Origin of the sequence: Rhodococcus sp. BL-253-APC-6A1W, assembly GCF_012843405.1 — a bacterium.
Taxonomy (GTDB): domain Bacteria; phylum Actinomycetota; class Actinomycetes; order Mycobacteriales; family Mycobacteriaceae; genus Rhodococcus.
Genome location: NZ_JABAFB010000001.1, coordinates 438605 through 458918, shown reverse-complemented (window position 1 = coordinate 458918; position 20314 = coordinate 438605). Strand labels below are relative to the sequence as shown.

24 protein-coding genes and 4 tRNA genes are annotated in these 20314 nt (G+C 66.4%); 5 read left to right on the top strand and 23 right to left on the bottom strand.

Annotated features, from left to right (window positions below):
- The 15 genes from HF877_RS02135 to HF877_RS02065 form a co-directional block, all read right to left on the bottom strand.
- Entirely contained in the window at nucleotides 1-792 is a 792-nt protein-coding gene (locus tag HF877_RS02135) for an ABC transporter permease (RefSeq protein ID WP_169619496.1), read from the bottom strand.
- A gap of 20 nt (nucleotides 793-812) precedes the next feature.
- On the bottom strand, nucleotides 813-1910 hold the full coding sequence (locus HF877_RS02130) for an ABC transporter ATP-binding protein (protein ID WP_169619620.1): 1098 nt from the start codon (nucleotides 1908-1910) through the stop codon (nucleotides 813-815).
- 326 nt (nucleotides 1911-2236) lie between these two features.
- The gene (rplL, locus tag HF877_RS02125; protein ID WP_169619495.1) at nucleotides 2237-2623 is read right to left on the bottom strand and encodes a 50S ribosomal protein L7/L12; all 387 of its coding nucleotides are present in this window, start codon (nucleotides 2621-2623) and stop codon (nucleotides 2237-2239) included.
- Between the two features lie 111 nt (nucleotides 2624-2734).
- A complete protein-coding gene (rplJ, locus tag HF877_RS02120) occupies nucleotides 2735-3262 on the bottom strand; it encodes a 50S ribosomal protein L10 (RefSeq protein WP_169619494.1) in 528 nt (175 codons plus the stop codon).
- Nucleotides 3263-3647: 385 nt separating this feature from the next.
- Nucleotides 3648-4361 carry a 50S ribosomal protein L1 gene (rplA, locus tag HF877_RS02115; protein ID WP_169619493.1) on the bottom strand — a complete coding sequence of 238 codons (714 nt, stop codon included), beginning with the start codon at nucleotides 4359-4361 and terminating at the stop codon, nucleotides 3648-3650.
- A gap of 124 nt (nucleotides 4362-4485) precedes the next feature.
- Nucleotides 4486-4920: a 50S ribosomal protein L11 gene (gene rplK, locus HF877_RS02110; RefSeq protein WP_169619492.1), complete on the bottom strand. Its 435-nt coding sequence runs from the start codon at nucleotides 4918-4920 to the stop codon at nucleotides 4486-4488.
- 63 nt (nucleotides 4921-4983) lie between these two features.
- Nucleotides 4984-5799 (bottom strand): transcription termination/antitermination protein NusG, encoded by an 816-nt coding sequence (gene nusG, locus HF877_RS02105; protein WP_169619491.1) that lies wholly within the window; start codon nucleotides 5797-5799, stop codon nucleotides 4984-4986.
- 44 nt (nucleotides 5800-5843) lie between these two features.
- The gene (secE, locus tag HF877_RS21595) at nucleotides 5844-6275 is read right to left on the bottom strand and encodes a preprotein translocase subunit SecE (protein ID WP_169619490.1); all 432 of its coding nucleotides are present in this window, start codon (nucleotides 6273-6275) and stop codon (nucleotides 5844-5846) included.
- 32 nt (nucleotides 6276-6307) lie between these two features.
- A tRNA-Trp gene (locus HF877_RS02095) sits at nucleotides 6308-6380 on the bottom strand.
- Nucleotides 6381-6559: 179 nt separating this feature from the next.
- Complete coding sequence (gene hadB, locus HF877_RS21225) at nucleotides 6560-6985, bottom strand: (3R)-hydroxyacyl-ACP dehydratase subunit HadB (RefSeq protein ID WP_169619489.1); 426 nt, start codon at nucleotides 6983-6985, stop codon at nucleotides 6560-6562.
- Nucleotides 6972-7544, bottom strand: coding sequence for a (3R)-hydroxyacyl-ACP dehydratase subunit HadA (gene hadA / locus HF877_RS21220; RefSeq protein ID WP_169619488.1), 573 nt, complete (start codon nucleotides 7542-7544; stop codon nucleotides 6972-6974). Before hadA ends, hadB begins: the two co-directional genes overlap by 14 nt.
- Before the next feature lie 88 nt (nucleotides 7545-7632).
- On the bottom strand, nucleotides 7633-7800 hold the full coding sequence (gene rpmG / locus HF877_RS02080; RefSeq protein WP_003941903.1) for a 50S ribosomal protein L33: 168 nt from the start codon (nucleotides 7798-7800) through the stop codon (nucleotides 7633-7635).
- Between the two features lie 57 nt (nucleotides 7801-7857).
- A tRNA-Met gene (locus HF877_RS02075) sits at nucleotides 7858-7933 on the bottom strand.
- Nucleotides 7934-7976: 43 nt separating this feature from the next.
- A tRNA-Thr gene (locus tag HF877_RS02070) sits at nucleotides 7977-8049 on the bottom strand.
- Between the two features lie 247 nt (nucleotides 8050-8296).
- Nucleotides 8297-8382 (bottom strand) — tRNA-Tyr (locus HF877_RS02065).
- Between the two features lie 146 nt (nucleotides 8383-8528).
- Between HF877_RS02065 and HF877_RS02060 the strand changes: the two genes are divergently transcribed.
- Nucleotides 8529-9020: a YajQ family cyclic di-GMP-binding protein gene (locus HF877_RS02060; RefSeq protein ID WP_169619487.1), complete on the top strand. Its 492-nt coding sequence runs from the start codon at nucleotides 8529-8531 to the stop codon at nucleotides 9018-9020.
- A 117-nt stretch (nucleotides 9021-9137) separates the two neighbouring features.
- Here HF877_RS02060 and htpX read toward each other — a convergent pair whose 3' ends face one another.
- Together htpX and HF877_RS02050 are read right to left on the bottom strand one after the other, a co-directional pair.
- Nucleotides 9138-10001, bottom strand: coding sequence for a zinc metalloprotease HtpX (gene htpX / locus HF877_RS02055; RefSeq protein ID WP_296551253.1), 864 nt, complete (start codon nucleotides 9999-10001; stop codon nucleotides 9138-9140).
- Between the two features lie 108 nt (nucleotides 10002-10109).
- On the bottom strand, nucleotides 10110-11156 hold the full coding sequence (locus HF877_RS02050; protein WP_169619485.1) for a polyprenyl synthetase family protein: 1047 nt from the start codon (nucleotides 11154-11156) through the stop codon (nucleotides 10110-10112).
- 112 nt (nucleotides 11157-11268) lie between these two features.
- On the opposite strand from HF877_RS02050, the gene HF877_RS02045 reads away from it, so the two are divergent.
- Nucleotides 11269-12540 (top strand): geranylgeranyl reductase family protein, encoded by a 1272-nt coding sequence (locus HF877_RS02045; RefSeq protein WP_169619484.1) that lies wholly within the window; start codon nucleotides 11269-11271, stop codon nucleotides 12538-12540.
- A 42-nt stretch (nucleotides 12541-12582) separates the two neighbouring features.
- Here the strand turns inward: HF877_RS02045 and HF877_RS02040 are convergent, their stop codons facing one another.
- Genes HF877_RS02040 through menD form a run of 3 tightly spaced genes read right to left on the bottom strand, consistent with a single transcriptional unit; the run spans nucleotide 12583 to nucleotide 15403 of the window.
- Entirely contained in the window at nucleotides 12583-13281 is a 699-nt protein-coding gene (locus HF877_RS02040; protein ID WP_169619483.1) for a demethylmenaquinone methyltransferase, read from the bottom strand.
- Nucleotides 13282-13334: 53 nt separating this feature from the next.
- Nucleotides 13335-13787 (bottom strand): DUF3592 domain-containing protein, encoded by a 453-nt coding sequence (locus HF877_RS02035; protein WP_169619482.1) that lies wholly within the window; start codon nucleotides 13785-13787, stop codon nucleotides 13335-13337.
- Entirely contained in the window at nucleotides 13784-15403 is a 1620-nt protein-coding gene (gene menD / locus HF877_RS02030; protein ID WP_169619481.1) for a 2-succinyl-5-enolpyruvyl-6-hydroxy-3-cyclohexene-1-carboxylic-acid synthase, read from the bottom strand. Before menD ends, HF877_RS02035 begins: the two co-directional genes overlap by 4 nt.
- A gap of 106 nt (nucleotides 15404-15509) precedes the next feature.
- Here menD and HF877_RS02025 point away from each other — a divergent pair, with 106 nt between their 5' ends.
- Complete coding sequence (locus HF877_RS02025; protein ID WP_169619479.1) at nucleotides 15510-16100, top strand: flavin reductase family protein; 591 nt, start codon at nucleotides 15510-15512, stop codon at nucleotides 16098-16100.
- Between the two features lie 72 nt (nucleotides 16101-16172).
- Nucleotides 16173-17036, top strand: coding sequence for a siderophore-interacting protein (locus HF877_RS02020; RefSeq protein WP_169619477.1), 864 nt, complete (start codon nucleotides 16173-16175; stop codon nucleotides 17034-17036).
- A 105-nt stretch (nucleotides 17037-17141) separates the two neighbouring features.
- On the opposite strand, the gene HF877_RS02015 is transcribed toward HF877_RS02020, so the two are convergent.
- From HF877_RS02015 to HF877_RS02005, 3 genes are all read right to left on the bottom strand, one after another.
- Complete coding sequence (locus tag HF877_RS02015; RefSeq protein ID WP_169619619.1) at nucleotides 17142-17582, bottom strand: hypothetical protein; 441 nt, start codon at nucleotides 17580-17582, stop codon at nucleotides 17142-17144.
- An 86-nt stretch (nucleotides 17583-17668) separates the two neighbouring features.
- A complete protein-coding gene (locus tag HF877_RS02010) occupies nucleotides 17669-18652 on the bottom strand; it encodes an o-succinylbenzoate synthase (RefSeq protein WP_169618854.1) in 984 nt (327 codons plus the stop codon).
- On the bottom strand, nucleotides 18649-19311 hold the full coding sequence (locus HF877_RS02005; RefSeq protein WP_169619475.1) for a PaaI family thioesterase: 663 nt from the start codon (nucleotides 19309-19311) through the stop codon (nucleotides 18649-18651). The genes HF877_RS02010 and HF877_RS02005 overlap by 4 nt, the downstream gene beginning before the upstream one ends.
- Before the next feature lie 63 nt (nucleotides 19312-19374).
- Between HF877_RS02005 and HF877_RS02000 the strand changes: the two genes are divergently transcribed.
- A complete protein-coding gene (locus HF877_RS02000) occupies nucleotides 19375-20268 on the top strand; it encodes a 1,4-dihydroxy-2-naphthoyl-CoA synthase (protein WP_169619472.1) in 894 nt (297 codons plus the stop codon).
- Nucleotides 20269-20314: the final 46 nt, after the last annotated feature.

Genomic DNA, 20314 nt, shown 5'->3' with positions numbered 1-20314 from the left:
TCAAGATCCCTTCGCGGGTACAACCTGCAGATACACCATCGTCAAGATCAGGTTGGCGAAGAAGAGCAACAGGAACGTGATGACCACGGTCTGGTTCACTGCCTCCCCCACGCCCTTCGGCCCGGGGCCTGGGTGCAAGCCCTTGTAGCACGCGACCACGCCGGCGATGAGACCGAAGATCGCTGCCTTGAGTTCGGCGACGTACAGATCGGGTAGCTGGGCGAGCGCCGAGAAGGACGCGAGATACGCACCGGGTGTACCGCCCTGCAGGACGACGTTGAAGAAGTAACCACCTGCGATGCCCACGACGGAGACGAGACCGTTGAGCAGCAGCGCCACGAGCACCATGGCCAGTACGCGAGGCACGACGAGACGCTGCACCGGGTTGATACCCAGCACTTCCATCGCGTCGATCTCCTCCCGGATGGTCCGTGATCCGAGGTCGGCGGTGACCGCCGAGCCCGCTGCCCCGGCGATCAGCAGAGCTGTCACGATCGGACTGCCCTGCTGGATCACCGCGAGCACACTGGCCGCGCCGGTGAACGACTCGGCACCGAGCTGCTTGATCAACGAACCGGTCTGGAGCGAGACGACCGCGCCGAACGGGATCGCCACGAGCGCGGTGGGCAGGATCGTCACACTGGCGATGAACCACGCCTGCTCGATGAATTCGCGGAACTGGAACGGTCGGCGGAACGTGTTCCTCACGACGTCGACGAAAAGCTCGACGATATTTCCGGCTTGGGTGAGTGCGCCGTGCGCGGGACGCAACAGCGAGCTACCAGCCCCCATCTAATCTCCTACTTCTGGCCCTACGGCTGACCGTGCTGCTCTGGGGAGTACACGGGAATTACCTGCGTGTCCGCATCGAGATCATCGTGGTATCCCGATGCCTGACCGTGCTGTCCCGGTGCGGCCATCGGCGTGTCGTCTTCGTCGAGCGATTCGAGGATCGCGCTCTGTGCGACGGACGGAAGCGTGTGCAGGATCTGCCGCACACGGTCCTTCCGGCGCGCGACGGCCTGACGGAACGGCATACCGGGAGTGGCTTTCATCTGCGGCACGATGCCTTCGACATCCTCGACACCGCCGGCGTGGTGACCTGCGTCGACGAGCGCCTGCTCGTGAGCCATCTGCGCCTCGTCCTTCTCCTCCGACATGCCGATCGGGCCGATCATCGTGCCGTTGAGGAACTGCTTGACCACCGGCTCGTCCGAGGTCAGCAGCACCTCACGCGGACCGAACATCACCAACTGGCGGCGGAACAGCATGCCGATGTTGTCGGGCACCGTTCGGGCGAGATTGATGTTGTGCGACACGATGAGGATAGTCGCGTCGATCTCGGCATTGATGTCGATCAGGGTCTGCGAGATGTATGTGGTCCGGACCGGGTCGAGGCCGGAGTCCGGCTCGTCGACCAGGATGATCTCGGGGTCGAGCACCAGCGCACGGGCCAGGCCCGCGCGCTTGCGCATACCGCCGGAGATCTCACCGGGCAGTTTGTCTTCCGCGCCGAGCAGACCGACCAGTTCGAGCTTGCTCATCACGATCTTGCGAACGTCGGACTCGGACTTCTTGGTGTGCTCCCGCAGGGGGAAGGCAACGTTGTCGTACAGGTTCATCGAGCCGAACAGCGCGCCGTCCTGGAACAGCACGCCGAACAGTTTGCGGATCTCGTAGAGTTCCTTGCTCGAGCACTGCAGGATGTCGGTGCCATCGATGATGATCGAGCCCTGCTCCGGGCGCAGCAGGCCGATCAGCGACTTCAGGAATACCGATTTACCCGTACCGGAAGGTCCGAGCAGCACGCTCACCTCACCGGGAGGGAGGGTCAGAGTCACGTCCTGCCAGATTCGCTGCGAGCCGAAGGACTTGGTCAGTCCCTCGACGGACACCTCGACGCCCACGATTACCTCCGCGCTCTTCGATCCCGTTCCCGATGTGGGTTGCGCCACTCTATCGCATCGACGTGGTGCCCGTGACAAGTGACCCTACTCCAAAGTAAGTAAAGGAATCACCAGGGCCAACATAGGTGAACTTATGCCCTGACCTGCGCCGATGCCGTCCCACACCCGAAGTGTCCGGACGCAGGGTGCCGTTCGGGGTCGGCGACGGCCCCGCAAGCCCGGAAATACCGAAAAGACCGCCCCCACGGAACACATCCGTGGGGGCGGTCTTCGGAGTAACGCCGCACGAGAGGGACGGAGACCGTCCCGCCCGCGCGAGGGAAACCGTCTTACTTGACGGAAACCTTGGCGCCGGCATCCTCGAGCTTCGCCTTGGCAGCCTCTGCAGCGTCCTTGGCAACCTTCTCCAGGATCGGCTTCGGAGCACCCTCGACGAGGTCCTTGGCTTCCTTCAGGCCCAGGCCGGAGACGATCTCGCGAACGACCTTGATGACCTGGATCTTCTTCTCGCCGGCACCTTCGAGGATGACGTCGAACTCGTCCTGCTCTTCAGCAGCCTCGGCAGCAGCGGCCGGAGCGCCGGCAGCGGCAACGGCGACCGGAGCAGCAGCGGTGACCTCGAAGGTCTCCTCGAATGCCTTCACGAACTCCGAGAGCTCGAGCAGGGTCAGTTCCTTGAACGCGTCGAGCAGCTCTTCGGTGGTGAGCTTCGCCATGATGGCGGTCCTTCCTGTAAGTCCCATGTCGCTGATCCGCGACCGGATGGGATGGTGCACGCCGGAGCGTGCGTGGATTTGTTCAGCGATACGCGGTGATGCGGATCAGCGTCAGGCTGCCTCTTCGGCTTCCTTCTTCTCCTGCAGGGCGGCCGCAAGGCGAGCCACCTGCGAAGCGGGAGCATTGAACAGGCTCGCGGCCTTTGCCAAGTTGCCCTTCATCGCGCCGGCGAGCTTGGCCAACAGCACCTCGCGGGACTCGAGGTCCGCGATCTGGTTGACCTGGTCCACAGACAGCATGCCGCCGTCCATGTACCCGCCCTTGATGACGAGTGCCTTGTTGTCCTTAGCGAAGGCCTTGAGAGCCTTCGCTGCGTCCACCGGCTCGCCCTTGACGAACGCGATGGCGGTCGGACCGACGAACAGATCGTCGAGACCCTCGACGCCCGCCTCTGCGGCGGCACGCTTGACCAGGGTGTTCTTGGCGACGGAGTAGGTAGCACCCTCTCCGAGAGCGCGACGCAGCTCAGTCAGACTTCCCACCGAAAGACCACGGTATTCCGTGATCACGGCGGCCGTCGAGCTCTTGAACTGCTCGGTGATCTCCGCAACTGCGGAAACCTTCTCGGGCTTTGCCATACTTCGCCTCCTCTCAGTAACAGTCGTTTTCCCGGTGTCCCGAATGGGACGTCCCACCGGGAACCGTCGGGCCGGGAACGACAAACGCCCCGGCGCAGGGCACACGGGGCGTGAGAGAGGGATCAGAACCGCACGGAGGCGATCGTTTCGCAACTCCCCTAACCTCGTCCTCCTGCGTGGGCCGCCGGATGAATCCGGACCTTCAACCGATGCTGCAAGCAACCTCGGTGACCAACGGTCTTTGGTAGAACATGATCGGGGTGGAGATCGGCACAATGCCGAACTACCCAGCTACTGTAGCGGAACACGCCGGTAGAACGCAAAACGGCCGGCACAGGGATCCTGTACCGGCCGTTCGGAGTGCGTACTCGCGTGAACGAGCGATCTACTCTGCAGTCTCGAGAAGGTTACGCGTGCGCTGCGGATCCACCGGGATGCCCGGTCCGGTGGTCGTAGCGATCGTGATCTTCTTGATGTAGCGGCCCTTCGCGCTCGAGGGCTTCACACGGAGCACCTCGTCGAGGGCAGCCGCGTAGTTCTCGACCAGCTTGGTGTCGCCGAAGGATGCCTTACCGATCACGAAGTGAAGGTTGGCGTTCTTGTCGACGCGGAAGTTGATCTTGCCGCCCTTGATGTCCGTGACAGCCTTCGCGACGTCCGGCGTGACCGTGCCGGTCTTCGGGTTCGGCATGAGGCCACGCGGGCCGAGGACACGCGCGATACGACCGACCTTGGCCATCTGGTCCGGCGTCGCGATCGCGGCGTCGAAGTCCAGCCAGCCACCCTGAATCCGCTCGATCAGGTCCTCTGCACCGACGACGTCGGCGCCTGCGGCCTCTGCCTCGGCAGCCTTCTCGCCGACGGCGAAGACGATGACGCGAGCGGTCTTACCCGTGCCGTGGGGCAGGTTGACCGTGCCGCGGACCATCTGATCGGCCTTGCGGGGGTCGACGCCGAGGCGCATTGCGACCTCGACCGTGCTGTCGCTGTTCTTCGAGCCTGTCTCCTGCGCGAGCTTTGCGGCTGCGAGCGGGCTGTAGAGCTTGTCGGAATCGATCTTCTCGGCGGCGGCGAGGTATGCCTTGCTGCGCTTTGCCATGTTCTTTCCTAACTTCTCACCCTGCGGTGAATGGTTCGGGAGTGGTTGCGGACCTGGCCGGCCCTCCCACGTGGTGGTGCTGCAGCCGGACGGGAACGTGTCCCTTCCGACCGGTGAGGGATTCTCAGCCCTCGACCGTGATGCCCATCGAACGCGCGGTGCCGGCGATGATCTTCGCGGCGGCCTCGACGTCGTTGGCGTTCAGGTCTTCCTGCTTGGTCTTGGCGATCTCGCGCACCTGATCCATGGTCACCGTGGCGACCTTGGTCTTGTGCGGCTCGCCGGAGCCCTTCTGCACGCCCGCTGCCTTGAGCAGCAGCTTGGCAGCCGGAGGCGTCTTCAGCTTGAAGTCGAACGAGCGGTCTTCGTAGACCGTGATCTCGACCGGCACGACGTTGCCGCGCTGCGACTCGGTCGCTGCGTTGTACGCCTTGCAGAACTCCATGATGTTGACGCCGTGCTGACCCAGCGCGGGGCCGACCGGAGGCGCCGGATTGGCCGCGCCGGCCTGGATCTGGAGCTTGATGAGCCCGGCGATCTTCTTCTTCTTGGGGGGCATCTCTATTCCTAAGTTTCTTGCTCGGTGTGGTTCTTGCGTATTGCTACTGCAAGCTTTCGTGCGTCAGATCTTCGAAACCTGCGTGAAGGACAACTCCACGGGAGTCTCACGACCGAAGATCGACACCAGGACCTTGAGCTTCTGCTGCTCGGCATTTACTTCGCTGATGGACGCGGGCAGCGTAGCGAACGGACCGTCCATCACGGTCACGGACTCCCCGACCTCGAAGTCCACCTCGATGGTGGGCTTCGACGACGCGGCGGCCGACTGCTCGCCGGCGGCCGACGTTCCGGCCGCAGGCTTCTTCTTCGCCTGCTGCGGGAGGAGGAACTTCACAACCTCCTTGATCGTCAGCGGCGACGGACGGGAGGTCGCACCGACGAAGCCGGTCACGCCGGGCGTGTTGCGCACGGCGCCCCACGACTCGTCGTTCAGCTCCATGCGAACCAGGATGTAACCGGGCAGCACCTTGCGGTTGACCAGCTTGCGCTGCCCGTTCTTGATCTCGGTGACCTCTTCCGTGGGCACCTCGACCTGGAAGATGTACTCGCCCAGGTCCAGGTTCTGCACGCGGGTCTCGAGGTTGGCCTTCACCTTGTTCTCGTAACCGGCGTACGAGTGGATCACATACCAGTCACCGGCTTCGAGGCGAAGCTGCTTCTCCAGAGCCTCGGCGGGATCGATCTCGACCTCGGCTTCGGGCTCGCCACCTTCTGCAGATGCGTCGGCATCCTCACCGGCAGGGGCAAGGTCATCGACGTTCTCGGGCGTCGCGTCGGCATCGACGGCCTCGGCGGTCGCCGCGTCGTCAACGAAAACCTCGTCCGAAACGTGCTCTTCGGCCGAAGCCTCGTAGGAGTCGTTCTCGGGGGTGCTCACCGGCACTTTTCCTCTCGTCGATCAAATTTGCAGGCGCGCGAGCGCTAGCCGAACAACCAGCTGACGCCCTGCACGAACGCCAGATCCAAGCCGAAGATGAACGCCGTCATCACAGCCACGAACACCACCACGACGATCGTGTAGGTGGTCAGCTGCTTGCGATTCGGCCAGATCACCTTGCGGAGCTCGGCGATGACCTCACGGAAGTAGCGACGCAGGCGCTTGAAGATGTTCTCGGGCTTCTTGTCCCCGGAGACGTCACCGGTCGCGACGGCAGACCTGGCACGGCGCGAACCTGCCGGATCGGAATCCTTGGCGACGGAAACTCGTCCACCATCGGACGAGCGGGCGACACGCTTGCCGCTCGGCCTCGCTACCGCAGAGGAATCGTCGGGGGTTGCGCCGGTTGCCGGTCCAGCGTCGCGGGGGGTGAACCCTCCGGTGTCGCTGAGGCGCTTACCGCGCTCCTCGCTCACATCGTTCCTCTCGGTCGCTGGCAGTCCGGGGGCAGGGGCGACAGGACTTGAACCTGCAACCTGCGGTTTTGGAGACCGCTGCTCTGCCAATTGAGCTACGCCCCTTTGGTCGATCATCGGTGTCTCGAACGAGCACCTTGTCGATCGACCCGTCTGCGATCACATGACACGCGCGCTACCCCATCGGCTTTGAACGAGCACCGAAGAGCAGCGCGCTGCGCTATACGATCCCAGAAGCTTTAGTGTACTGCATTGCCCCGGGACAAACCCAATCCGCCCGGCCGTCAGGCCAAGCGAACCGTTGCCGTGGCCCGGCCGAAGATCTTACGACCTTCCGACTTCGCCACGATCGCGACCACTGCTGTCTTGCTTTCCGGGTCCAACGACTTGATCTTGCCGTTGAACTCGATTGCGGCGGCCTCATCGGCCTCCACGTATACCGGGCTGGTGAAACGAACGTTGTATTCCTTCACCGCACCGGGGTCTCCCAGCCACTCCGTGACATAGCCGGCCCCGATGCCCATGGAGAGCATGCCGTGACCGACGACGCCGCGCAAGCCGGCAAGTTCGGCGACCTTGTCGCTCCAGTGAATCGGGTTGGGATCACCCGACACACCGGCATAGTTGACAAGATTGCCGCGCGTGAGCGTCACCGTCTTGGTGGGAAGCTCGTCCCCGACCACGACGTCTTCGAAGCTACGAAGGCTCATGCATCATCACATCCTTGACCGCGTGCGCGATGTTGGCGTCGACCTCGCCGCCGGTACGGCCCACCAATGTGGTCCACGAGGTCAGCACGAGATTGTCGAACTGATCCGTGATGAGGTTCTTCGTGGTGATGATGTCGCTGCCGGCTGCCTGACGGAATTCCTCCAGGTACACGTCACAGAACAGACGATCGCCTGCCTGGATCGGCCGGTGGAACACGAGACGCTGATCGGTCTGCATGATCTGACTCAGGTCGTAACCCGTGACGACTTCCTCGAACAGCTTGCGCTGCGCGATCATGCCGACGATCGAGATGAACGTGAGCGGAGCGATCAGGCCGTCGTATCCGAGGCCTTTGGCTGCGTCCTCGTCGTGGTGCGCGGGATGTCCGTCGAGCACCGCACGGGCGTACTCACGAATCTTCTCGCGACCGACTTCGTAGAAGTCGTCCACACGGTAATGGTGTCCGACCATGGACTTCGCATGCGCGGCGACATCGAACTGGATCCCGGCCTGTTCGGTCACGTCCACAGAGTCTTCGGATACGAGTGCGTCTGTCATACGCAAAAACCTCCGCAATTCCGCCCAGGACGCCAACAGGCGCGGTCGGTATTGCGGAGACCTTACGCGTCGACGTCGATCAGATAGGCTACTTCGACTCGCGGTGCGACTGGTGCGTACCGCAGTTCGGGCAGAACTTCTTCAGTTCGAGCCGATCGGGGTCGTTGCGACGGTTCTTCTTGGTGATGTAGTTGCGGTGCTTGCACACCTCGCAGGCCAAGGTGATCTTCGGCCGGACGTCTGTAGAGGAGGCCACGGGATGCCTTCTTTCGGTTAAATCTGATCATGATCGATCAGGTGGTTCATTCAACTCTGGTAGCGATGGCCGGACTTGAACCGGCGACACAACGATTATGAGTCGTTTGCTCTACCAACTGAGCTACACCGCCTCGGTGTCATGTGCCGCGCGGAATCAAGGCACACAATCCAGCGAGCCCCCTGACGGAATCGAACCGTCGACCTTTTCCTTACCATGGAAACGCTCTGCCGACTGAGCTAAGGGGGCGCGGCCACGTGGAGCATCTCTGCTCGCTGCGGCCTCCAAAAGATTACACACACTCGCCGTCAGCACAAAATCAGCAGGTAGTGGCACCAAAAGCGACGCTCGAGCGTCGCGCAGGACCTGCCGGCCACCGCACGCTCCGGTCGGCCCGACAGGGTTGCCGACAGCTGCCGGACCGTGTGCCGCGGCACCCCCCGGGAAACTACCCCGGAGAACACGACAGCCCCGGTTCCGAAGAACCGGGGCTGTGTGGTGGCAGGTGTAGGATTCGAACCTACGTAGGCATAAGCCGACGGATTTACAGTCCGCTCCCATTGGCCGCTCGGGCAACCTGCCGGGTGCTCTCGGGACCGTGTCCCTGATGCGTTGGAAGAATACAACGCATACCCCCCCGAAATGCAAACCGGGTGGTTACGGGCGCCGATCGACCGGATAGCGTCGGCATGACAACCCCGTACAGACCGACCGAAGTGGAGACAGACGTGGCTGATTCGTCGTTCGATGTGGTGAGCAAGGTCGACCGTCAGGAAGTGGACAACGCCCTGAACCAGGCGGCGAAGGAGATCGCGAACCGCTTCGACTTCCGCAATACCGGCGCGAGCATCGAATGGTCCGGCGAAGAAAGCATCGTGATCACCGCCGACACCGAGGACCGCGTCAAGGCGGCGCTCGACGTGTTCAAGGAGAAGCTGATCCGGCGGGACCTGTCCCTCAAGTCGCTCGAGACCGGAGAACCGACCCAGTCGGGCAAGGTCTACAAGCTCACCGGCACTCTCGTCCAAGGCATCAGCCAGGAGAATGCGAAGAAGATCACGAAGCTCATCCGTGACGAAGGCCCCAAGGGCGTGAAGGCACAGATCCAGGGCGAAGAGCTGCGTGTGAGCAGCAAGAAGCGTGACGACCTTCAGGCCATCATCGCGCTGCTCAAGAACGCCGACCTCGACGTGGCGCTGCAGTTCGTCAACTACCGCTAGAGCGACGCGGCCACACCGACACCCGTCCCGCGCTTCCCTGCGCGGGCGGTGTCGCTCCCGCGGTTTCCGGGCCCTGAGGCCTCTGCGGGCACTTCCCCGGAACTACGCGGGGGTCGCCTACCGCAGGCCGGCCATGCGCTCCAGCCGCGCGATGCGCTCCTCCATCGGCGGATGGGTGGAGAACAGCCTGCTCATCTTGTCGCCGGCCCGGAACGGATTGGCGATCATCAGGTGCGACTGAGCCGCGAGTTGCGGCTCCGGCGGCAACGGTGCGGCCTGGGTGCCGCGCTCGAGCTTGCGTAGCGCCGACGCCAGCGCCAGGGGATCGCCCGTCAGCTCGGCGCCGGACTGGTCTGCCTGGTACTCACGTGAGCGCGAGACCGCCAGCCTGACCACCGACGCGGCAATGGGGCCGAGCAACGAGACGAGCAACAGCGCGATCGGATTGGCGCCGCCCTCCCGGCCGCCACCGAACGCGCCCGCGAAGAACGCGAAGTTGGCAAGGCCGGAGATGACTGCGGCCATGGCGCCGGCCACCGACGAGATCAGGATGTCGCGGTTGTAGACGTGCGACAACTCGTGACCGAGGACCGCGCGTAGTTCGCGCTCGTCGAGAATGTCGAGGATCCCGCTGGTGCAGCACACCGCGGCATTACGTGGATTCCTGCCGGTGGCGAACGCGTTGGGCGCGTTGGTGGGACTGACATACAACCGCGGCATCGGTTGATGCGCCGCCGTCGCCAGCTCACGCACGATGCGGTAGATCACCGGTGCCTGGACCTCGGTGATCGGCTGCGCGTGCATCGACCGCAACGCGAGCTTGTCGCTGTTGAAGTACGCGTACCCGTTCACACCGACCGCCAGCACCACCGAGATCACCAGGATCGTCGAGTTCTGGAACAAGGCGCCGACGAAGACGATCAGCGCCGACATTCCCACCAGTAACCCGGCCGTCTTGAGACGGTTCGCATACCCGTGCACGTCACGCTCCTCCCCCACCCCGCGTCTGTGGTTCGCACGGTGGTGGTCCATTCGCCCGATCAACGAACGGCAGAGCTTCCCGGTTCCCCCGGGACAGGTCGGAGGAGGTCAGCCCACCCGGGCGATCGTGAAGTCGACGAGGTGCCGCAGCGCCTCGTTGGCGGGACCCTGAGGCAGCGCCTCGAGTTCGGCGTGCGCCCGCCGTGCATACGTGTCGAGGGTGTGCTTGGCCGCCTCCATGCCGGGCGACCGGACGAGAAGTTCGAGGGCCTCCTCGACGTGTGCCTCGTCGTCGATCGGACCGACGAGCAGCTCCCGCAACCGGTCCGCGTCCGGTCCGGTCTCGCGCAGCGCGTAGAGCACCGGCAACGTGTGTACGCCCTCACGAAGATCGGTTCCGGGTGTCTTGCCCGATTCGGACGTGACCGACGCGATGTCGATGATGTCGTCGACGATCTGGAAGGCGGTACCGACGGCGTCGCCGAGCCTCTCGAGCCGTGCGACGTGTTCTTCGTCGCCCCCGGAGAAGGTGCCGCCGAATCGGCCGCTCGCCGCGATCAGCGAACCGGTCTTCTCCCACACCACCCGCAGGTAGTGCTCGACCGGGTCCTGCTGCTCACGGGCACCGATGGTTTCGCGCATCTGCCCGGTGACGAGTTCGGCGAACGTCTCGGCGATGATCTGCACCGCGGACGGGCCGAGTGTGGACACCAGCCGGGACGCGTGGGCGAACAGGTAGTCGCCGGCGAGGATGGCGACGCTGTTGTTCCAGCGCACGTTCGCGCTCGGAGCGCCCCGCCGCATCGTCGCCTCGTCCATCACGTCGTCGTGGTAGAGGGTCGCGAGGTGGACGAGTTCGACCACCGTCGCTGCCGTCACGACCGACGGATCGGCGGGGTTGGGGCCGAGTTGCGCGGTCAGGATCGTGAACAGCGGCCGGAATCGCTTGCCGCCCGCCTTCGCGAGGTGCAGTGCCGCCTCCGTCAGGAAGTCTTCACCGTCCGACAACTCCTGGACGAGCAGTGCCTCGACGCTCGCGAGTCCGTCGCGCACGCTGGTCGCGAGACCCGGGTCGCCGAGTTCCACACCAGCAACGACGGTGCTCGATACCGCGTCGGCCGGACCGGCGGTCCGAGCCGCCCCCTCAGTGCTCACGATGACGTACCCATCCTCTTCTGTCGCCTCGGCCTCACGGTAGTGAACCTAGCCGCTCCACCACCACACCACCTCGTCGAGGCGAGAAAGTCGTGCCTGAGAGGATGGACACGTGGTGGGCGAAAACTCCGCGACAGAGCCGCGGCAATCCCGGTCCTGCGTTCCCGACAGTACCGATGTTCTCGTCGTCGGTGCCGGTCCCGCCGGTTCGTCGGCTGCGGCATGGGCAGCCCGCGCCGGGCACGACGTGCTGTTGGTCGACGCCGCGACGTTCCCGCGAGACAAGACCTGCGGCGACGGGCTCACCCCGCGCGCGGTCGCGGAACTGGACCGTCTCGGCCTGGGCGACTGGTTGCGCACCCACACCGTCAACCGCGGCTTGCGCCTCGAAGGGTTCGGCGGCCGGTTCGAGTTGCCGTGGCCTGACTCCTCGTTCCCCTCGATGGGTAGCGCCGTGCCCCGCACCGAGTTGGACGACCGGATCCGCCGGGTCGCCCTCGACTCCGGTGCCCGGATGGTCGAAGGAGCCAAGGCCGTCGACGTCGAGCGTGACGGCGACCGGGTGACCTCCGTTCTCCTCCGCACCGAGGACGGTCCGCGCACCGTGTCGTGCCGGCGGCTCGTCGTCGCCGACGGCGTGCGCTCGCCGCTCGGCAAGGTCCTCGGGCGCCGCTGGCACCGCGACACCGCGTACGGCGTGGCCGCGCGCGCCTATGCGACATCGACCCGGAGCGACGATCCGTGGATCACCTCGCACCTCGAGTTGCGTGACGATGCGGGAACCCTGCAACCGGGTTACGGCTGGGTGTTCCCACTCGGAACCGGCGAGGTCAACATCGGCGTGGGCACGCTCGCCACGGCCGCGCGCCCCGCACAGGGATCGTTGCGGCCGTTGATCGACCTGTACGCGGACAAGCGTCGTGCGGAGTGGGGACTGGGCCCCGTGACCAGGGTCGCGTCGGCCCTACTTCCCATGGGTGGTGCGGTGTCCGGAGTGGCCGGCGTCAACTGGGCGCTCGTCGGCGACGCAGCCGCCTGCGTCAATCCCCTCAACGGAGAAGGCATCGACTACGGACTCGAGGGCGGGCGCCTGCTCGCAGAGATCCTCGACCGGGACGATCTGACAGGCGAGTGGCCCGCATTGCTGCGCGCGCACTACGGAGCCGCGTTCTCGACCGCACGAAGGCTCGCCGGGCTGCTCACCGTGCCGAAGTTCCTGCCGACGACCGGACCGGTCGCGATGCGATCACGGGCGATGATGAATGTCGCGGTGCGTGTGATGGGAAATCTGGTGACCGACGAGGACACCGATGTCGTGGCACGGGCGTGGCGGGCGAGCGGACGTGCGTCCATGCGCTGGGACCGCCGGCCGTTGTTCGCCTGACACACCGCGCTGTACCGATCCAGCGCACCGCGCTGTGCCGACCTAGCGCACCGCGCTGTGCAGCGCCGCGATCCCGCCCGTCAGATTCCGCCACTTCACGTCGCGCCAGCCTGCCTCTCCGATACGCACGGCGAGTTGTTCCTGCGTCGGCCATGCCCGGATCGACTCGGCCAGGTACACGTACGCGTCGGGGTTGCTGCTCACGGCGCGCGCGACCCGCGGAAGCGCACGCATCAGGTATTCCATGTAGACCGTGCGCAGCGGTTCCCGCACGGGAGTGGAGAATTCGCACACCACCAACCGCCCGCCGGGCTTGACGACCCGCGCGATCTCGCGGAGGCCGGCATCGGGATCGGCGACGTTGCGCAGGCCGAAGGAAATCGTCGCGGCGTCGAAGACGGCGTCGGCGAACGGCAACCGCATCGCGTCGCCCGCGACCATGGGTACCTGGCGGAACGCACCGGCGTTCAGCATGCCGGTGGAGAAGTCGGTGGCCACCACCCACGCTCCGGAGCGGCCGAGTTCGACCGTCGAGACGCCGGTGCCGGCCGCGAGATCGAGAACCCGCTCGCCGGGCTTCAGGTCCAGCGCGGCACGCGTCGCACGGCGCCATCCGCGGTCCTGGCCGAACGACAGAACGGTATTGGTCAGGTCGTAGCGCGCCGCGACACCGTCGAACATGGACGCGACCTCGCGCGGATCCTTGTCGAGGGACGCGCGCGATCCGTGAGTTTTTGCCACGGCCGAAACGTTACCCGGCGACGGGCCCGCGAACCCTGAGGAGGACCTCGTCGTCAGGACATCGCGCGTGCCGCGCCCTCGGCCACGGAGGGATCGGTGTCCGCGGCCTCACGGCGCCGCAGGTAGACGAGGACCGGCACCGCGATCAGCCACGTGACCACAATCACCGAACCGGTGGGGATCAGTGCCACCCGGGCATCGCGTCCGGTGACCCTCACCAGGTCGGGATCACTGCGCGCGTACTCGACGGCGATGCGCTGGCCGGCGGCAAGACCCGTCGGGTACAGCACGCCGAGTTCGGGGTTGTGTGTGACGCCGTCGGGCGTGACGAAAGCGACCGCGGACCGGAGCGACCCGGCCGACAACACCTCGGCGGTTGCGGTGCCCATGTCGCTCTCGATGGTCCGGTCGTTGCGCAGAGCACCGAGAAACAGGGCGACCGCCAATGCGGACAGCGCGATGGCGACGATGAGGACGATGCGTCGCGCGCGTTCGGTTCCGGTCACAGCTGAGCCCGCACCGCCGCATGGAGTTCACGCAGTCCCGCCCGGTCGGTGGTCACCTCGACGACCCGGATCCCCCCGGACGGCGGAGCGGTGTCGGCGAGGGCGGCCGCCAGGCCCTGCAGGTCCACACTCTCGTGCGGAACGCGGTACGCGGCGCACAACGCCCCGAGGTCCATTCCGTGCGGCGTGCCGAAGACTCGCTCGAAGACGCCTGCATACTGCGGGTCGCCCTGTTCGAGCAGTTCGAAGATGCCGCCGCCGTCGTCGTTCGCGACGACGATCGTGAGGTTGCGCGGGCGCGGCTCCGAAGGTCCGATGAGCAGTCCGGCCGCGTCGTGCAGGAACGTGAGGTCGCCGAGCAGCGCGACGGTGCGGCCGGCGGTATAGGCGAGCGCGGCGCCGACCGCCGTCGAGACCGTCCCGTCGATACCGGCGACGCCCCGGTTGGACAACACACTCACGCCGGGTTTCGGGTAACTGACCAGCGCCGCGTCGCGCACGGGGTTGGAAGCCCCGAGCAGCAACTGGTCTCCGTCGCGCATCGCGTCGGTGACGACTGCGGCGACGTGCAGTCCGGTGGCTTTCGGGTGGGAATCCAACTGCGCACGCACGGCTTTGTCGGTGTGCGCGGAAAGCTGCCGGCACCGCTCGAGCCATGCCTCGTCCGGCTGTCCGGAGATCACCGCGCGGGTGCCGGTCGCGAGAACGTTGCCGGACACATCGGGCCAGCGCGGACCGGTGGTGAGGGCGTAGACCGCCACCGCCGGGTCTGCCAGCAGGTTCGACACGGGACGGTGCAGGGTCGGCCGGCCCGTGATGATTGCCTGCCGCGGCTTCAGATGTGGCAGCGCCATCGGGTGCAGCGGTACGCCGTGCAGCGGCGCGGTCGGTTCGGCGACGGTGGGCAGGCCCGCGAGTTCGGGCCGCAGCGCGGAGCCGTGCCCGGAGATGACGACCGTGTCCGGCGTGAGGTCGATCTCGACCGGTACGTCCAGTGTCGCGTTGGCGGTGGTGGTCCACGCTGCCCCGTCCGGACGACCTTCGGGGGCGGATCCCTTCTGGTCCGCCGCGGGAACGAGGGGTTCACGCAGCGGAATGTCGAAGTGCACGGGACCGGCGTTCCCCGACCGGGTGCCGCGCGCTGCCGCCAGCACACGGCTGACCGCCGATCGCCACGCGCTGTTCTGGTCGGCGCTCTCCGCCAATCCCAGGCTGATGGTCGCGCGGACCTGCGTACCGAACAGGCCGAGTTGCTCGACGGTCTGGTTCGCACCCGATCCGAGCAGTTCGTAGGGGCGATTGGCGCTCAGAACGACGAGCGGCACGCGCGCATAGTTCGCCTCGAGGACCGCCGGGGAAAGGTTCGCCACCGCTGTCCCGGATGTCATCACCACGGGCACGGGCCGCTTCGACGACAGGGCCAGGCCGATCGCGAGAAAGCCGGCGGTCCGTTCGTCGATGCGCATGTGCAGACGAAGCCGCCCGGCAGCATCTGCCGCCTGCAACGCGAACGCGAGCGGGGCATTGCGCGAGCCCGGGCACAGCACGACATCCCGTACCCCACCTCGGGCGAGTTCGTCGACGACTGCGGTGGCCTGGGCTGTGGACGGGTTCACGACGTCCAGGGTAGTGCGGGGCGGCAGGTGCCCGGGTTCTCCCCCGCGCCGCGCCGGGTTGCGGCCGGGCAGCGATCCGCCGCCCGGCAACCACCACAATGGGGGGATGCGCACCGTCTTCGATCCCGCCGATCTGAGTCCCGGACGTTTCTACGGCCTGCTCACCGCCACGATCGTGCCCCGTCCCATCGCGTGGGTCTCGACGGTGTCGGGCGACGGGGTCGCCAACGTGGCTCCCTACAGCTTCTTCACGGTCGCGAGCACGGCGCCACCGGTCGTGCAGTTCACGTCGGTGGGCCGCAAGGACAGTCTTCGCAACATCGAGGAGACGGGCGAATTCGTGGTGAACGTGGCGACGGTTCCGCTGATGGAGCAGGTCAACGCCTCCTCTGCGAATTTTCCGCACGAGGTCGACGAGTTCACGGAAGTCGGGTTGCGGGCGGAGCCGAGCGAGCGGGTGCGCCCTCTCCGCGTCGCGCAATCGCCCGCGTCGATCGAGTGCACGTTGCGCCGGGTGATCGAGGTGGGCGATTCGTTCGTGGTCATGGGCGATGTGGTCGCGGTGACGGTTCGGCGCGACGTGCTGGCCGAAGACGGAGCGCCGGACTTCGCGGCGCTCGCGCCCGCGAGCAGGCTGGGACGCACCGAGTGGGGATTGACGCCGCAGGTTCGGTCCCTCGAGCGCCCTACCTGCTGAGCCCTGCGTCACCGGACACCGCCCCCGCAGGTTAGGGTCGGCTCAGTAGGGGGCGGCTCCGGAAGGGTGGTCATGGCCGAACGCACCAGGGCAGCGCGCAAGGCGCCGAAGTTCGTCAAACCCGCGACACGCGAGATCGTGCGCGCTCGCGTGCTCGCCACCGCACGGATCAGTCCGACGTTCGTCCGGGTCACCATCGGCGGCGATGCGGTGTCGACCATCGGTCCGATGGGCTTCGACCATTGGTTCCGGATGTTCTTTCCCGCGCCCGGCCGGCGCGGATTCACGCTGCCCTCGGCGACGGACGACCGGTGGTGGCCCGAATACCAGGTGATCCCGGACGACGAGCGGCCCGTGCTGCGGAACTACACCTTCCGCCGGTTCCGCGCGGCCGGCGCCGGATCGTACGGCGACACGGCGGAAATCGACATCGACTTCGCGTCGCACGGAGACCTCGGACCGGCGTCGGCGTGGGCGAACACCGTCTCGGCCGGTGAAGAAATCGGTGTGCTCGACGAAGGAATCGGCTACGTCCCCGACGCGAGCGCGCACTGGCAGTTGCTCGTGGCCGACGAGAGCGCGCTGCCGGCGGTCGCGGGCATCCTCGAGTCCGTCCTCTCGGCTGATCCGGCGGCGGTCGCGGAAGTGTTCGTGGAGGTTCCACATCCGGAGGATCTCGCGGCGCAGCACCTGGCGACCGGCCCGAACGTGAGGGTCCATCCCCTCATCCGCACCGACAGAGCGGCGCGTCCGGGGGTTCTCGCCGTCGAAGCGGTGCGAGCCGCGACCCTCCCGTCGGCACGCGGTTGTGCGTTCGTCGCCGGTGAATCCGATCTCGCGACCGGGGTGCGACGTCACCTCGTGCGCGAGCGCGGCTGGGACAGGTCGGCAGTGACGTTCACGGGTTACTGGAAGTACGGCGAGCCCGTCTACTGAGGTCTCCCTCGGGAGAACCCTGCGACGAAAGCAGAACGTCGCGGTGCCGACCGGCCGGAGCCGGTGGTCACCGCGACGTTCGTCGGATCGATCCGCAGTATCGGATCAGCCCGCGTGCTTCTGGACGAGGTCGCCCAGACGGGGCAGAGCCTCGATGACGTGCTTCTTGGCCGACGGACGCAGCGAGTCGTAGACCCTCTTCACAGCGGTCTTGTCCGAGCCGGCAATCTTGTCGTCGGTCACTCCGAGCAGCGCGTCCGCGACCGCGTCACCGCGAGCAACGAGGAAGTCGGCGAACGAACCGGCACCGGCGTACTCGATCCAGAACGGCTGGAGCCGCTCGACGAAGTCGGGGAGCAGGCTCTCGATCGCGCCGGGCACGACCGACGGTCCGACCTTCTTCACTGCGGCGTAGCCGCCCTTGAGGGCGAGGCCCGATGCACCCTTCTTGTCCGACACCTCGGCGTCGATCAGAGCTTCGACGTCGGCCTTGACCGCCGGGAACTTGTCGGGTCCGAGCAGAGCATCGTGCAGAGCTGCAACCACTTTCACTGCCTCCGTAAATGTGACACTTGTGACTGTTGGGACTGGGGGAACGATATACGACTCTGTAGCAGGTACATACTCGGCGTTCAGCCCAACAGGGCGCGGCACCGTCGCAGCCGGTCGAACCACCACTGGGCACGGTCCGGTGCGGCCCGAACCGCGTCGAGCATCCCGGCTTCCGGGACCACCGCTCCGACCGGAAGCACGCCGCCGGACATGCGTCGCGCGGTCGCGACGTCAGCGGTGAAGAAGCCACCGGTACCGAGTCCGCACGCGAACGGCAGCTGCGGCAACGCGCCCGCCGCGGCGAGTCCGGCGCTCATTCCGACAGCGGAATCGAGCGCGCTCGAGACGACCACCTCGACGCCGTGAGCTGCGAGTTCGTCGGCCAGGGCCAGCAGCCTGCGCACCCCGCCGAGCGGAGCAACCTTGACGACCGCGACATCGGCGCCACCGGCACGCACGACGCGCATCGGGTCCTCCGCCCTGCGGATGCTCTCGTCCGCCGCGACACGCACGTCGGGCAACCGCTTCCGGACGGCGACCAGTTCGGGCACGGTCGCGCAGGGCTGTTCCGCGTATTCGAGCGGCGCATCGACGGTGAGCGCGGTCAGCGCGGTGACGGCCTCGTCGACCGTCCAGCCGCCGTTGGCGTCCACGCGAACGCGCGGCACCAGTTCACGGACCGCCCGGACCCGAGCAAGATCCTGCGCGAGATCCTGGCCCGGTTCGGCGACTTTCACCTTCGCCGTGTCGGCGCCGGGGAACCGCGCGAGCACCTCGGGAACGCGGTCCGGATCGACGGCCGGCACTGTCGCGTTGACCGGGACCACGGACCGGACCGCCGGAGGATGACCGACCCATGCGGATTCGATCGCCGAACGGAGCCAGTGCGCGGCCTCGTCGTCTTCGTATTCCGGGAACGCCCCGAACTCACCCCAGCCGACGGGTCCGCGCACCAGCAGCACCTCACGCCGGGTGATGCCCCGGAAGCGGACCCGCATGGGCAGCGACACGACGACGGCGCTCGCGAGGAGCTCGTCGGCGGACGGCAGGGCCGGATCGATCACTGCTGGCCGGGCAGAAGCTGGATCATCAGGGCCTCGGAATCGGCGAGGAGATTGCCGTCGAGGTCGCGCAGCTCGGCCTTGCAGAATGCCTTTCGGCCCTCTACCCGGTCGACCCATCCGTCGACCACGAGTTCCGTCTCGATCGGCGTGATCTTGCGGTAGTTGACGTGGAGATATCCGGTGCGTGCGATGGGCCGTCCGTTGGCGTGGATGACCATGCCGAACAGGTCGTCGAACAGCAGCGGCAGCGTCCCGCCGTGGGCGGCACCGTTTCCTCCGAGGTGAAAACGGCGGAACATGCCGCGCTCGCGGACGCCGTCCTCGCCGAACTTCTCGATCTTCCACGGCAGCAGCAGGGCACTGCCGCGGCCGGGAAGCTCGACGTTGAAGCCGGCCGGTGACCGCCCCTCGGGAACCTCGTAGGGCTCGAGGAGGTCGATGAGCGCTTCGGTCTGTGCGATCGCCCGGTCGATCACGTCGTCCGGGGCGTGGGTCGAGACCATGAGGTCCTGCAGGCGCCGGAACGTGTCGATGAAGGTGCCGTAGTTCGGGCCCGCCTTCACCGGCTCGTAGACGGGGAAACCTCCGTGGTGCTCGTAGTCGTCGGCTACGTCGTTGCCGTCGACCTCTTCGGTACCTGCGCCGGTCTGCTCGCTCATGTGATGCACGTTATCCGGCCCACGGTCGCGTCGTACGACGGCCCGGGGCTCTAAGGTGACGACGTGACCTTCGATTCCCAGTTGTGGCGCCCGGTTCCCGGGTTCGAGAACCTCACCGACATCACCTACCACCGTCATGTCACGCAGGGCACGGTCCGTGTCGCGTTCGACAGGCCGGAGGTGCGCAACGCCTTCCGGCCGCACACCGTCGACGAGCTCTACCGCGCACTCGATCACGCGCGGATGACGTCGGATGTGGGCGTCGTGCTGCTGACCGGCAACGGCCCGAGCCCCAAGGACGGTGGATGGGCGTTCTGCTCCGGCGGGGACCAGCGCATCCGTGGGCGCAGCGGATACCAGTACGCGAGCGGCGACACCGCGGACACGGTGGACAAGGCCCGCGCGGGCCGGCTCCACATCCTCGAGGTGCAGCGCCTGATCCGGTTCATGCCCAAGGTCGTGATCGCGCTCGTCAACGGCTGGGCCGCGGGCGGTGGCCACAGCCTGCACGTGACGTGCGACCTGACCCTGGCATCGCGCGAGCACGCCCGCTTCAAGCAGACGGACGCCGACGTCGGCAGCTTCGACGGCGGCTACGGCAGCGCGTATCTCGCGAAGATGGTGGGACAGAAGTTCGCCCGCGAGATCTTCTTCCTCGGCGACACCTACTCCGCCGACGACATGCATCACATGGGCGCGGTGAACCGGGTCGTCGCGCACGACGAACTCGAAAACGTCGCGCTGGAATGGGCCGAGAAGATCAACGGCAAGTCGCCGCAGGCACAGCGCATGCTCAAGTACGCGTTCAACCTCTCCGACGACGGCCTGGTCGGCCAGCAACTGTTCGCGGGGGAGGCCACCCGCCTGGCGTACATGACGGACGAGGCCGTCGAAGGCCGGGACAGCTTCCTCGAGAAGCGGGACCCGGACTGGTCCCCGTACCCCTGGTACTACTAGATCACTCGGGCGCGGCGCAGTGCTTGCCGGGCATCCAGCGGAACGG

Excerpts from the sequence above, each read along its gene's own strand:
- HF877_RS02135 (WP_169619496.1), bottom strand. The coding sequence starts at position 792 with ATGGGGGCTGGTAGCTCGCTGTTGCGTCCCGCGCACGGCGCACTCACC.
- rplL (WP_169619495.1), bottom strand. The coding sequence starts at position 2,623 with ATGGCGAAGCTCACCACCGAAGAGCTGCTCGACGCGTTCAAGGAACTG.
- rplJ (WP_169619494.1), bottom strand. The coding sequence starts at position 3,262 with ATGGCAAAGCCCGAGAAGGTTTCCGCAGTTGCGGAGATCACCGAGCAG.
- rplA (WP_169619493.1), bottom strand. The coding sequence starts at position 4,361 with ATGGCAAAGCGCAGCAAGGCATACCTCGCCGCCGCCGAGAAGATCGAT.
- rplK (WP_169619492.1), bottom strand. The coding sequence starts at position 4,920 with ATGCCCCCCAAGAAGAAGAAGATCGCCGGGCTCATCAAGCTCCAGATC.
- hadB (WP_169619489.1), bottom strand. The coding sequence starts at position 6,985 with ATGAGCCTTCGTAGCTTCGAAGACGTCGTGGTCGGGGACGAGCTTCCC.
- hadA (WP_169619488.1), bottom strand. The coding sequence starts at position 7,544 with ATGACAGACGCACTCGTATCCGAAGACTCTGTGGACGTGACCGAACAG.
- HF877_RS02025 (WP_169619479.1), top strand. The coding sequence starts at position 15,510 with ATGCGCACCGTCTTCGATCCCGCCGATCTGAGTCCCGGACGTTTCTAC.
- HF877_RS02020 (WP_169619477.1), top strand. The coding sequence starts at position 16,173 with ATGGCCGAACGCACCAGGGCAGCGCGCAAGGCGCCGAAGTTCGTCAAA.
- HF877_RS02005 (WP_169619475.1), bottom strand. The coding sequence starts at position 19,311 with ATGAGCGAGCAGACCGGCGCAGGTACCGAAGAGGTCGACGGCAACGAC.